The 12,088-nt window shown below is 64.7% G+C and carries 13 protein-coding genes; 5 read left to right on the forward strand and 8 right to left on the reverse strand.

Translation table 11 applies throughout. From position 1 onward, the window contains the following. Positions 1–7: 7 nt before the first annotated feature. From QAZ22_RS11275 to QAZ22_RS11300, 6 genes are all read right to left on the reverse strand, one after another. Complete coding sequence (locus tag QAZ22_RS11275) at positions 8–1,444, reverse strand: MFS transporter (protein ID WP_278206833.1); 1,437 nt, start codon at positions 1,442–1,444, stop codon at positions 8–10. Between the two features lie 192 nt (positions 1,445–1,636). Then, a complete protein-coding gene (locus QAZ22_RS11280) occupies positions 1,637–2,113 on the reverse strand; it encodes a DUF992 domain-containing protein (RefSeq protein WP_278074605.1) in 477 nt (158 codons plus the stop codon). 270 nt (positions 2,114–2,383) lie between these two features. Beyond that, positions 2,384–3,235 (reverse strand): tetratricopeptide repeat protein, encoded by an 852-nt coding sequence (locus QAZ22_RS11285; protein ID WP_278206834.1) that lies wholly within the window; start codon positions 3,233–3,235, stop codon positions 2,384–2,386. Positions 3,236–3,371: 136 nt separating this feature from the next. Beyond that, positions 3,372–3,635, reverse strand: coding sequence for a 30S ribosomal protein S21 (gene rpsU / locus QAZ22_RS11290; protein ID WP_040969057.1), 264 nt, complete (start codon positions 3,633–3,635; stop codon positions 3,372–3,374). Between the two features lie 178 nt (positions 3,636–3,813). Beyond that, positions 3,814–4,200 carry an SET domain-containing protein-lysine N-methyltransferase gene (locus QAZ22_RS11295; protein ID WP_278206835.1) on the reverse strand — a complete coding sequence of 129 codons (387 nt, stop codon included), beginning with the start codon at positions 4,198–4,200 and terminating at the stop codon, positions 3,814–3,816. Positions 4,201–4,308: 108 nt separating this feature from the next. Continuing rightward, complete coding sequence (locus QAZ22_RS11300) at positions 4,309–5,067, reverse strand: SDR family oxidoreductase (RefSeq protein ID WP_278206836.1); 759 nt, start codon at positions 5,065–5,067, stop codon at positions 4,309–4,311. A gap of 251 nt (positions 5,068–5,318) precedes the next feature. Between QAZ22_RS11300 and QAZ22_RS11305 the strand changes: the two genes are divergently transcribed. The 5 genes from QAZ22_RS11305 (at position 5,319) to QAZ22_RS11325 (ending at position 10,818) form a co-directional block, all read left to right on the forward strand. After that, on the forward strand, positions 5,319–6,572 hold the full coding sequence (locus QAZ22_RS11305) for a sarcosine oxidase subunit beta (protein ID WP_278074601.1): 1,254 nt from the start codon (positions 5,319–5,321) through the stop codon (positions 6,570–6,572). An 80-nt stretch (positions 6,573–6,652) separates the two neighbouring features. Beyond that, positions 6,653–6,949: a sarcosine oxidase subunit delta gene (locus QAZ22_RS11310; protein ID WP_278206837.1), complete on the forward strand. Its 297-nt coding sequence runs from the start codon at positions 6,653–6,655 to the stop codon at positions 6,947–6,949. Continuing rightward, positions 6,946–9,954, forward strand: coding sequence for a sarcosine oxidase subunit alpha (locus tag QAZ22_RS11315; protein ID WP_278206838.1), 3,009 nt, complete (start codon positions 6,946–6,948; stop codon positions 9,952–9,954). Before QAZ22_RS11310 ends, QAZ22_RS11315 begins: the two co-directional genes overlap by 4 nt. Beyond that, on the forward strand, positions 9,947–10,531 hold the full coding sequence (locus tag QAZ22_RS11320; protein WP_278206839.1) for a sarcosine oxidase subunit gamma: 585 nt from the start codon (positions 9,947–9,949) through the stop codon (positions 10,529–10,531). The genes QAZ22_RS11315 and QAZ22_RS11320 overlap by 8 nt, the downstream gene beginning before the upstream one ends. A gap of 95 nt (positions 10,532–10,626) precedes the next feature. Beyond that, entirely contained in the window at positions 10,627–10,818 is a 192-nt protein-coding gene (locus QAZ22_RS11325; protein WP_278206840.1) for a hypothetical protein, read from the forward strand. Positions 10,819–10,921: 103 nt separating this feature from the next. Here the strand turns inward: QAZ22_RS11325 and QAZ22_RS11330 are convergent, their stop codons facing one another. Together QAZ22_RS11330 and QAZ22_RS11335 are read right to left on the reverse strand one after the other, a co-directional pair. Next, positions 10,922–11,158 carry a DUF680 domain-containing protein gene (locus QAZ22_RS11330; protein WP_278206841.1) on the reverse strand — a complete coding sequence of 79 codons (237 nt, stop codon included), beginning with the start codon at positions 11,156–11,158 and terminating at the stop codon, positions 10,922–10,924. Between the two features lie 169 nt (positions 11,159–11,327). Continuing rightward, positions 11,328–11,972 carry a TetR/AcrR family transcriptional regulator gene (locus QAZ22_RS11335; RefSeq protein ID WP_278206842.1) on the reverse strand — a complete coding sequence of 215 codons (645 nt, stop codon included), beginning with the start codon at positions 11,970–11,972 and terminating at the stop codon, positions 11,328–11,330. Positions 11,973–12,088 lie beyond the last annotated feature (116 nt).

Consider the following 12,088-nt stretch of genomic DNA (forward strand, 5'->3'; position numbering starts at 1 on the left):
GTTACCATTAGCCTGCCGCTTCCTGTGGCCGAACGGCCGGCATGGCGATCCTCAGAGCTGCGATGCAACCCAGAACGCCGAGCGGCACGAAGGCAAGGAACAGCCAGCCTGCGACGCCGGCGGCCGCTTCGCGGTTCAGCCCTTCCGAGAAGCCGCTGGCGTTGGCTACGATGCCGGCGAGCGCCGCGCCCACCGCGTAACCGATGCGCTGCATGGTCGGCACGGCGGCCGACGCGATGGTCTGCTCGCCTTCACGGGCCGAAGCGACGATGACACGCGTGAGGAACGGCCAGCATATGCCGAAGCCGCCGCCCTGCAGCAGAGCGCAGAGCAGGATCAGCGGAATCGAGCCCGCCGGGATGGTGTAGGCGAAACCGGCGAGGCCCGAGGCGATCATCAGCGCGCCGATGACGATGATCACGCGTTCGCGTTCCAGCGGCGCATTGGCGATGATGATCGACAGGATCGACCAGGCGATCGATTCGGCGGCGATGATGTAGCCGGTCGTCAGGATCGGTATGCCGTGCAGGGTGGTCAAAAGCAGCGGCCCGTAAATGGCGAAGGTGCAGGTGGCCACCGAGAACGCCGCAACCATGGTCATGCCGCTGCCGAGCGGCGTACGCCATGAAAACAAAGGTGACGGGAAGAGGCGAGAGCGCGGCCTGAGGGCGTCGATGCGGAAGAACAGGACCAGCCCGATCGAGCCGAGGGCCAGCAGCAGCGACGAGCGCAGCAGGGCAATGTCGATGCCGGCTGCGGCGATCAGCACGACGCTGATGGCGAGACAGGCGAGCGCCGGATAGGGAAAGGGCGGTGCGGAGCCCCCGCCCGCCTGCGGCTTCGTCGCCTCGGGTGTGTCGAGCACCATGAAGCTTACCAGCGCCATCGCCGCGCCGCCGAAGGTGAAGACGCCGAAGGCCCAGCGCCACGACAGGAACTCTGTCATGATCGCGCCGAGCATCGGTCCGCTGAAGGCGGCGACGCCCCAGATCGCCGACATGATGCCGAAGAGCTGCGGCCAGATGTTGCGCGAAAACAGCCGCTCGACCGAGACGAAAGCGAGCGACACGAGCGCGCCGCCGCCAAGACCCTCGACCAGGCGTCCGGCGAGGAAGAGCGGCATCGAGGGAGCCGTGGCGCAGATCAGCGCGCCTGTCGCGTAGAGCAAAGCGGCGACCACCATGTTGGAGCGCAGCGCGACATAGCTCACCAGCCGCCCGGCCGCGGCGCCAGCGACAATGGCGCCAAGCTCGTAGATCGCCAGCGACCAGCCAACCAGCTGCACGCCCGCGAGCTCGCCGACCATGGCCGGCATGATCGTCGCCACCATCGTCTCATTGGTAGCATGCAGCAGAATACCCAGGCTGATGAAACAGAAGCGCGCCAGGTCGCCGCTTGCCCACAACGCCCGCCAATTCACCTTGTTGCCGCTTGCTGCGGTCACGTCGATCTCCTGCTTGCTACAGCAGCCTCATTCGCTTTCGAACAGGGCGCCAGATCCAGATCGGCAGGGCTTGTAGAACCTCAAGCGCAGTTGAGCTCAAGAGGCTTTTTCAGCGATATCGGTGGACCAGCGCGCAAAAAAAATGCGGCCCGGAACGAATGTCCCGGGCCGCATCGGTTCCGATTGAAAGTTCTACTTGTAGGAGTGGACGAGGTCCAGCGAGGCCACGGTGACGGCGAGATTGACGCCGGTCTGCGCCTGGACGCTGAGCGGCTCGAGCATGAAGGCGCTATTCCAGCCGCCGACCAGGACGTTGGCGCCGCCGCCTGTCACGACGCTCGCCTCGGCATTGACGCCGTAATAGCTGCCGGCGAGGTCCCCCGCGTCATGACTGGGGGTGGCGGCCAGAACCGCCCAGACGAGCTGGCCCTGATGCGTCTTGCCGACATCGACGCCGAGCTTGGAGATCATCCCGGTGTAAATCTCGGCCGGCCCGTGATGAGAGGGCCGGAAGACGCAGGACACGCCCTTGTTTGACGAGATGATATAGCCGGTTCCACCGTCGATTGAGCAATCGAGCGTGCCGAGCCGGAGCGTGCCGGCGTTGACCGGAGAAGCGAGGACCGTGGCGGTAAGCGCGGCGGCGGCACAGGCAAGCGTTTTGATCATTGGAAAGGTCCTTTCGCAAAAAATTGGCCCCGATTAAACGGTCGAGGTGCGAGGAGCGTTCCGCCGAAAACTTGGCGCGAGCATGGCAGAGGTCGACGCATTGCGCCAGGCGGTTAACGGACCGCTACGGGCGTCTCCGGGGCGCAACAGTGCGATCGCCGGCACGACAGGGCGATCGCAGGCGACGCCTTGGCGATCGAAGGCGACGCCTTGGTGATCGCAGGCGACGCCTTGGTGTCGCGGAGCAACCTTGCTTGCGTCAGCTTTCGATCAGCTGGCGCTGCCGGAGGTGCGCGACAAACCGTCCTTGGCCGGCTGGTAGTTGGGGTCGAGGTGGATGGCCTCGCGGTAGGACTTGGCCGCCCTTACCTTGTCGCCGCGCCGCTCGTAGATAAGCGCCTGGTTGGCCCAGGCCTCGGCGTTCTTGCCGTCGAGCTTGATGGCCATGTTGAAGTCGGCGAAGGCATTGTCCTCGTCGTTCATGGCGAGGTAGGAGAGGCCGCGGCCGTTGTAGGGCTCGGCGGCGTCCGGCGCCAGCGATATGGCGGTCGAGAAGTCCTCGATGGCGAATTTGTGCTGGCCCTGGCTTTGATAGATCAGGCCGCGATTGTGGTAGGCGCGGGCGTCGGTGGTGTCGAGCTGGATTGCCTTCTGGAAGTCGTTGAAGGCGTCCTGGGTGCGGCCCGCCTTGCGATAGAGATTGCCGCGGCCGATATAGGCGGCGTCGTAATTCGCGTTGATCTGGATCGAGCGGTTGTAGTCCGCGAGCGCCGCTTCCTGATTGCCGAGGAAGCGCTGGATGAGCGCGCGGTTCGAATAGGCCTGGTAGAAATTCGGATTGAGCTGGATGGCTTGGTTGAAATCCTTCAAGGCCGCCTGGTACTGGCCGCCGCGGCCATAGGCCGAGCCGCGCACATTATAGCCCTCGGGATCCTGCGGATTGCGCTGGATGACCGCCGACAGCGAGGAGATGTTCTCAGTCGACCCTTGCGCCTTGTCGATGTTGTTGAACTCCCCTGTCGGGGCTGTCTGGCATGCTGCAAGGGTCAGGCCCGAAAGCAGGGCCGCCGTCAGGGCGAAGCCGCGAAAAGCGGTTCTGCGCTCCACGGTAATTGCGTTCATCTTTGTCCTCACTGGCGCCGCGCCGTCAGGTCCGTTCCCTCTCCGAACCGGCTCGAATGCATAAACAAAAAGGTGGCGGCGATTCCGCATCGCGCCACCCTCGGTATCCTTCGAAAAGGACGAAAAATTGGCGTTATCAGCGCGGCGAACGCGATGCGCCGGCAGCACCAGCGGGAGCCGGGCGCGGGGTCATCGGCAGCAGGCCTTCGCGCTGCGCGCGCTTGCGGGCCAGCTTGCGGGCGCGGCGGACGGCTTCGGCCTTCTCGCGGGCACGCTTCTCGGACGGCTTCTCGTAGTGACCGCGCATCTTCATTTCGCGGAAAATACCTTCGCGCTGCATCTTCTTCTTCAGCGCGCGAAGCGCCTGATCAACGTTGTTGTCGCGGACGAGTACCTGCACGGGCAATCCTGTCTTCGGGTTTGAAATCAACAGGCAAGCGGCCATAGCCACCATGCCTCCGCGGCGGGTTGCACCGCGAATTGTGGCGGCTGATAGCAGAATCAGGCCGTGCTGTCCACCGTTGATTGCAGGAAACCGTGATCAAAAACCGGTGCGCCTCGCCTCGCCTGCTCCGCGCTCACGCCGTCGCCAAATGGAGGCGGGCGAAATCCTCGAAAAACTCGCCATAGTCGCAGGTAATTTCCTCGCCGGCGGCGATGTCGCGAATGGCGGTGGCGCCGCCATATTGCGAGAAATCGGTGTTCGGCCGCTCGGAATGATTCATGAAGCGGCCGTTGTCGACCTCATAGACCATGAAACCCGGCCTGTCCGGGCTCGGATAGGCGTAGCGGTCGAGCAATTCGCGCAGATGCGCCGGCGCCGCCTCGTATTTCTCCATTGGGATCAGCCGATCGAAATCGGGATCGAGCCGCCAGATCGAGGCACCCTTCCTGATCGGCTCGGCGGCGAAAACGCCGACGCCTTCGATGGCGCTCTGGGCAACATAGGTTCTGATCAGCAGCATCGGTCCCGTCCGTCTTCGACGAGAAAACGGAATCGTCAAACCGCGCAGAAATGCAAGGCCGCTTCACGACATTTTCGGCTGGTGGGCAACCCATGCCCACCAATCCCTTCACGTCCGGTTGATCGATACTCCGCCATCGGCAAACAACGCCGTGCCAGTGGTGAAGCTCGAAGCGTCAGAAGCGAGATAAAGCGCCGAGCGGGCGATCTCTTCCGGCTGCGCCATGCGCTTCAGCGCGTGGATGCCCTCGACGAAGGCGCGGGCCTCGGGCGTGGTGGTTGTGGCACCGGGCGTGTCCGTTCCGCCGGGCAGCAGCGCGTTGACGCGCAGCCCCTTCGGTCCGTATTCGGCGGCCAGCACCTGCGTCAGTCCGATCAGGCCCGCCTTAGCCGCGGCGTAGGCCGCCATGCCCGGCATGCCGGCCGTGCAGCCGACGAAACTCGAGGTGAAGATCAGCGAGCCGCCGCCGCGCTGCAGCATCGGCGGAATCTGTTGCCGCGCGGCCAGATAGGCGCTGGTCAGGTTTGTGTCTATCGTCTCCCGCCAGCTTGCCGGCGCCATATCGGGAAGCGGTGCCATCACGCCGACGGAGCCGGCATTGTTGAAGGCGATGTCGAGACCGCCGAACCTTTCGATCGCAAGCTCGACCAGAGCCTTCGCGTGGGCCTCGTCCCTGACGTCGCCGGCAAGTGCTGCCGCAGTGCCGCCGGCTTCCTCGATCTCGCCGACAAGCGCGTCGAGCTCAGTCCGGCGGCGCGCCGCAACGACGAGGCGGGCGCCCTGTTCGGCGAACAGCCTGGCGGTGGCGCGGCCGATGCCCGAACTGGCGCCGGTGACGATGGCGACCTTGTTGGTGAGCGCGAACATGTCTCTATCATCCTTCCATTGAACCGGTCTTGCCGGCGGTCGGGTGTTTGCTCGCAGATCGGCATTTCGGCAGCCACCCGAAAGCTGACTTGCAGGTCGGATTGCGGCTGGTCGGGCAGGCGCCGCGAACCTGTGGCGCAAAACGGCAAGCGCCGTCGCAAACAGCGCAAGGATGGCAGCACGGTTTCGCTAGTGATACACCTCGCGTGACGGGCGGACGACATCCGCGATTTTTGGCGCGAGGCTATAACGTGAAGAAATATTCGGTATTCGCCATTGCCCGCGAGGCGATGCGCGGCCACAAGGGCTGGGAAGAACAGTGGACTTCGCCCGAGCCGAAGAAGGAATACGACGTCATCATCGTCGGCGCCGGCGGCCACGGCCTGGCGACGGCCTATTATCTGGCGAGCGAGCACGGCATCACCAATGTCGCGGTGCTGGAGAAGGGCTGGCTCGGCGGCGGCAACACCGGCCGCAACACCACCATCATCCGCTCCAACTACCTCTATGACGAGAGCGCCGGCATCTACGACCATGCGCTGAAGCTGTGGGACGGGCTCAGCCAGGAGCTCAACTACAACGTCATGTATTCGGCGCGCGGCGTCATGATGCTTGCGCACAATGTGCATGACGTCCAGGTGTTCAAGCGCCACATCCATGCCAACCGGCTCAACGGCATCGACAATGAATGGCTGACGCCGGAGCAGGCGAAGGAATTCTGTCCGCCGCTGAACATCGCCAAAGAGGCGCGCTATCCGGTGATGGGCGCGGCCTTGCAGCGCCGCGGCGGCACGGCGCGCCACGATGCGGTCGCCTGGGGCTATGCGCGCGGCGCCTCGGCGCGCGGCGTTCACATCATCCAGAACTGCGAGGTCACCGGCATCAAGCGCGCGGCCAATGGCGCCGTCGCCGGCGTCGAGACGACGCGCGGTTTCATCGGCGCCAAGAAGGTCGGTGTCGTCGCCGCCGGCCATTCCTCCGTCATCATGAACATGGCCGGCGTGCGCATGCCACTCGAAAGCTACCCGCTGCAGGCGCTGGTGTCGGAGCCGGTCAAGCCGGTGGTGCCTTGCGTGGTGATGTCGAACACCGTGCACGCCTATATCTCGCAGTCCGACAAGGGCGAGCTGGTCATCGGCGCCGGCACCGACCAGTATATCTCCTATTCGCAGACCGGCGGCCTGCACATATTGCAGCACACGCTGGACGCCATCTGCGAGATGTTCCCGATCTTCACGCGCATGAAGATGCTGCGCTCCTGGGGCGGCATCGTCGACGTGACGCCGGACCGTTCGCCCATCCTGGCGAAGACGCCGGTCAAGGGACTCTATGTCAATTGCGGCTGGGGCACGGGCGGCTTCAAGGCGACGCCTGGTTCGGGCAACGTCTTTGCCCACACGATCGCCAGGGACGACCCGCACCCGATCAATGCGCCCTTCACGCTCGAGCGGTTCCGCACCGGCCGTCTCATCGACGAGGCGGCTGCGGCGGCGGTGGCGCACTGATGCCGACATTTCCGCTGAGGCTTTGCGATCAACCGGCCGGCGCCCGCGCCGGCCATGGCGAATTGTAGGATCGACCGAAAATGCTTCTCATCCGCTGTCCCTATTGCGAGGAAGAGCGCCCGGAACTCGAATTCCGCAATGCCGGCGAGGCGCATATCGCGCGCCCGACCAACATTGCCGCCGAGAGCGAAGACGATTTCGAGAAATTCTTCTTCATCCGCTCGAACCCGAAAGGCGTCACCTATGAGCGCTGGCGGCACATCCATGGCTGCGCGCGCTTCTTCAACGCCGTGCGCGACACCGTCACCGACAAGTTCGTCATGACCTACAAGGCCGGCGAGCCGAAGCCTGCGAAGCTGCCTGGAGCCTCGAAATGAACGCCGCGTTCCGCATTCCCGGCGCCGGGCGCCTCAGCCAGGCGAAGACCGCGTCCTTCAGCTTCGACGATAGGTCCTATACCGGTATCGAGGGCGATACGCTGGCCTCGGCGCTGCTCGCCAACGGCGTGCATCTGGTCGGCCGTTCCTTCAAATATCACCGGCCGCGCGGCTTCCTGTCGGCCGGCGCGGAAGAGCCGAACGCGCTGGTTCAGGTCGTGCGCGACGACGCGCGCAAGACGCCGAATGTGCGGGCGACCGTGCAGGAGCTCTATGACGGACTGACAGCCCATTCGCAGAACCGCTGGCCTTCGCTGGCCTTCGACGTCGGCGCGGTCAATGACCTTGCCTCGCCGATGTTCTCGGCAGGCTTCTACTACAAGACCTTCATGTGGCCGAAATCGGCCTGGAAGAGCCTCTACGAGCCGCAGATCCGCTCGGCCGCCGGCCTTGGCGTTTCTCCGGACCGACCGGACCCCGACCACTATGCGGCGCGCTATGCGCATTGCGACGTGCTGGTGCTGGGCGGCGGTGTCGCCGGTATCGCCGCGGCGCTCGCCGCCGCCGAAACCGGCGTGCGGGTCATCCTCGCCGACGAGCAGGCCGAATTCGGCGGCAGCCTGCGCTTCGAGAGCGGAGCCAAGATCGACGGCGAGAATGGTTTTGCCTGGGCGCAAGCCGCGATCGCGAGACTCAAGGCCATGGACAACGTCCGCGTGCTGCCGCGCACGACTGCCTTTGGGTATTATGCGCAGAACTTCGTCGGCCTGGTCGAGCGGGTCAGCGACCATCTCAAGAGCCCCGGCCGCGAGCTGGCGCGCGAGCGCCTGTGGCAGGTCCGCGCCAAGCGCGTGGTGCTGGCAACCGGCGCCATCGAGCGGCACATGGTGTTCGCCAACAACGACCGTCCGGGTGTCATGCTGGCATCGGCCGCGCGCACTTACCTCAACCACTATGGCGTCGCGGTCGGCAGGAATGTCGGCGTCTATACGGCCAACGACTCGGCTTACGCGGCAGCGATCGACCTGAAGAAAGCCGGCATCAATATCGCCGCGATCGTCGACCTGCGCGACAACCCGTCGGAGGCGGTGATCGACGAGGCGAGAAGCCTCGGCATAGAGATCAATTTCGGCCGCGCGGTGGTCAGCGCCGGCGGCAAGCTGCGCGTCTCCTCGATGACCGTGCAGCCGAAGAATGGCGGCGGCGAGCGCACCATCGCGGTCGATGCCATCCTGATGTCGGCCGGCTGGACGCCGTCGGTGCATCTTTTCTCGCAGTCGCGCGGCAAGGTCGCCTTCAACGAGGAGACGCGGCGCTTCGTGCCGGGAACCTACGCGCAGGACTGCGTCTCGGTCGGCGCCTGTAACGGAACGGACGGGCTGGACGCAACGGTCGACGAGGCCTATGCGGCCGGCGCCAAAGCGGCGAAGGACGCGGGCGCCAGGGATTCCAGCGTCAAGACGGGCAAAGGCGCCAAGCCCAAGGTCGATGCCAGCGAGAGCTGGTCGCGCGGCATGCTGGGCGCCGCCCCCGGCGCCGGACCGGGCACCACGGTCAAGGCTTTCGTCGATTTCCAGAACGACGTCACCGCCAAGGACATCCGCCAGGCGGTGCATGAAGGCATGCACTCGATCGAGCACGTCAAGCGCTTCACCACCAACGGCATGGCGACCGACCAGGGCAAGACCTCGAACATGCACGGCCTGGCGATCGCGGCCGAAACGCTCGGCAAGCCGATCCCGCAGGTCGGTCTCACCACCTTCCGCGCGCCCTATACGCCGGTGACGTTCGGCTCGATCGTCGGCCACGCGCGCGGCGCCTTGTTCGACCCGACGCGTCGGACGGCGACCCATGGCTGGGCGGCGGCACATGGCGCCGTCTTCGAGGATGTCGGCCAGTGGAAACGCGCCTGGTATTTCCCCAAGGCCGGCGAGGACATGCACGCCGCCGTCAACCGCGAATGCGTGACGGTACGCAAGGCGGCCGGCCTGTTCGACGCCTCGACGCTCGGCAAGATCGAGGTGGTCGGGCCGGATGCGGCGAAGTTCATGGAGCTGCTTTACACCAATCCGTGGGAGAAGCTGGAGCCCGGCCGCTGCCGCTACGGCATCATGCTGCGCGAGGACGGCTTCATCTATGACGACGGCGTCGTCGGCAGGCTGGCGCCGGACCGCTTCCATGTGACGACGACGACCGGCGGCGCGCCGCGCGTCATGCACCACATGGAGGACTACCTCCAGACCGAGTTCCCGCATCTCAATGTCTGGCTGACCTCGATCACCGAGCAATGGGCGGTGATCGCGGTGCAGGGACCGAAATCCCGCGAGATCATCGCGCCGCTGGTCGAAGGCATCGACATGTCGGACGAAGCGCTGCCGCATATGTCGGTGCGCGAGGGCAAGATCTGCGGCGTGCCGACGAGGCTGTTCCGCATGTCCTTCACCGGCGAGCGCGGCTTCGAGGTCAACGTGCCGGCCGACTATGGCGAGGCCATCTGGGAAGCGCTGTGGGCCGAAGGCCAGAAGCACGGCGCCACTGCCTACGGCACCGAAACGATGCACGTGCTGCGCGCCGAGAAGGGCTACATCATCGTCGGCCAGGACACCGACGGCACGGTGACGCCGAACGACGCCGGGCTCGATTGGGCGGTCGGCAAGAAAAAGACCGACTTCGTCGGCATCCGCGGCATGATGCGCTCGGACCTCGTCGCCAAGGGCCGCAAGCAGCTCGTCGGCCTGAAGACCAAGGACCCGAAGGTCGTGCTGGAAGAGGGCGCGCAGATCGTGGCGGATCCGAAACAGGCGATCCCGATGAAGATGATCGGCCACGTCACCTCCAGCTACTGGTCGGAGAATTGCGGGCGCTCGATCGCGCTGGCGCTGGTCGCCGGCGGCCGCGACCGCATGGGCCAGACGCTCTACGTGCCGATGCCGAACGGCACGATCGAGGTGGAGGTGACTGGCATGGTGTTCGTCGACGAGAAGGGAGAGCGCCTCAATGGCTAAGGCTGCTGCCAAGATAAAAACCGCCGAGGCTTCAGCTTCCGTCGAGCGGCGTCCGGCACTTGCCGGCCGAGCGGTGTCGGCGCCGGGCGTCAAGGTCGAGATCCTGCCGCCGGCCGAACGCATCTCGCTGCGCGCGCCGGAAGCTTCGCTCACGGCACTCTCCAAGGCGCTCGGCGTGACCTTGCCGACGAAGCCGAAAACCTCGGCCACCAAGGGCGGGCGCACCGCGCTCTGGCTCGGGCCGGACGAGTGGCTGATCGTCGACGAGGCCGGCAAGGATCCGCTGGCCGACTGCGCCAAGCTGTCGGCGCTGCATTCGGCGGTCGGCATCTCGCATCGCAACGTCGCGATCTCGGTCACCGGGCCAGCCGCCGCAGTGACGGTCAATTCCGGTTGCCCGCAGGACCTGTCGCTCGAAGCCTTCCCGGTCGGGGCGGCGTCGCGCACCATCCTCGGCAAGTCCGAGATCGTGCTGCTGCGCACCGGCGCGGACGCATTCCGCGTGGAGTGCTGGCGTTCCTTCTCGGACTATGTCTTTACTTTGCTGTCGGAAGCGGCGAGCGACGCTGCGAACTGAGCACATGACCTCTCGCGGCGTGCCCTCTGCTGTGTTCCCCCATAGGAACCATCGCCGCTCCGTTCCGTTATTTGCGACTAGCGAGGGAGAAGCCGATGCCATCCAAATCAGCACCAAAGTCGCCTAGGAAGACAGCGGCGGTCCGTTCGCTCGAGCAGGAACGGCATCACGAGATCGAGGAAGAAGAGCTCGAGGAAGGCCTCGAGGACACATTCCCGGCCAGCGATCCGGTGTCGATCACAGGCACGTCCATTTCCGGCTCTCCCGCGAAGCCCGGCAAGAAATAGAAACGTGCCGGCAAAGACATAGGGTACGACCGGATTGTCGGCGAAACGAAAACGAGCGGCCAAGTGCCGCCCGTTTTCGTTTCCAATTTTGCGTTTGCCGCGTTCAAAGGCCGGGCAGGAACCACGGGTTCACGTCCATGCCGAGCCGCGGGCCCTTGATGGTCTGGGTCTTGCTGGCGTCGGCCTTTTCGACCGAGCCGGTGGCGGTGCAGTCGAGCGTCACATTGGTATGGGTCTGAACGCAGGCCGCCGGGGCGTGCTTGGCCGGCTGGCTCGCGCCGGCAAAAGCGGCGCCCGAGAAAGCCAGCACGGCAGCGAGAGCGAGGACTGTCTTTTTCATCTTCCGTCTCCAGTCAATTCCGTACATGTACGATACGACGTACATATACGGTTAACGGAAGCTGAATACAAGGAGGAGTTTTGTACGCGTACGACAAATTTTCTTGAAGGTAGGAATTCGCCTTCGCGAATCAAGCGATCCGATGGGCAAAACGGTCAAAGATGGCCGGTCAGCAGTTGACGGGTGTTTCGGTCAGCGGGGGTATGTCCTGCGCCGACAATGAAGCCAGCATGAAGTCGCACATCCGCTTCACATAGGCCTGGGGATCGCCGAACGGATAGAAGGGAAAGGTGATCAGCAGCGAGATCGTGCCGTGGCCGACGGTCCACAGCATGGTGGCGATGGCGCGCGGGTCGCCCTTGAGCTCGCCGGCGGCGACACAAGCTTCGACCCTTTTGATCAGCACTTTCATCGCCGGGTTGCCCTCTTCCATGTCCTCGTAGCTGCGGCCTTCCGGCAGTCGCGTCTTCTCTGTCATGAAGACGGTGCGGTACTCATTGGGGTTGCCGAGCCCGAAGGCGGCATACTCGGTCATCACCGCCCGCAGCGCCTCAACGGGATCGTCGGAGGGATGTTCCTCGATGCGCCGGGCCAGCGTTTCGAAGGCGTCCTCGGCGAGCGCGAACAGGATGTCCTGCTTGTCGGCGAAGTAGGAATAGACAGACATCGGCGCGTAGCCGACCCGCTTGGCCAGCTTGCGGATGGTAAGCCCTTCGTAGCCCTCTTCCTGGACAAGCTTGTGGGCCGCGTCGACCAGTTCGGAGCGAAGCTCAGCTTTCTGTTTCTCGCGGCGCTTCTGAACGCTCAGCGTCAATGTCCGCCTGCCTTTGTCGTGGTTGCCTTACGAAATTATATACGCTGTACGGAAACGGACAAGGGAGTGGCTTGGTTCCGCAAGGTACGGCCTAACGCTTTGTTCCAACTCAATTC

Source organism: Mesorhizobium sp. WSM4906 (assembly GCF_029674625.1).
Taxonomy (GTDB): Bacteria; Pseudomonadota; Alphaproteobacteria; order Rhizobiales; family Rhizobiaceae; genus Mesorhizobium.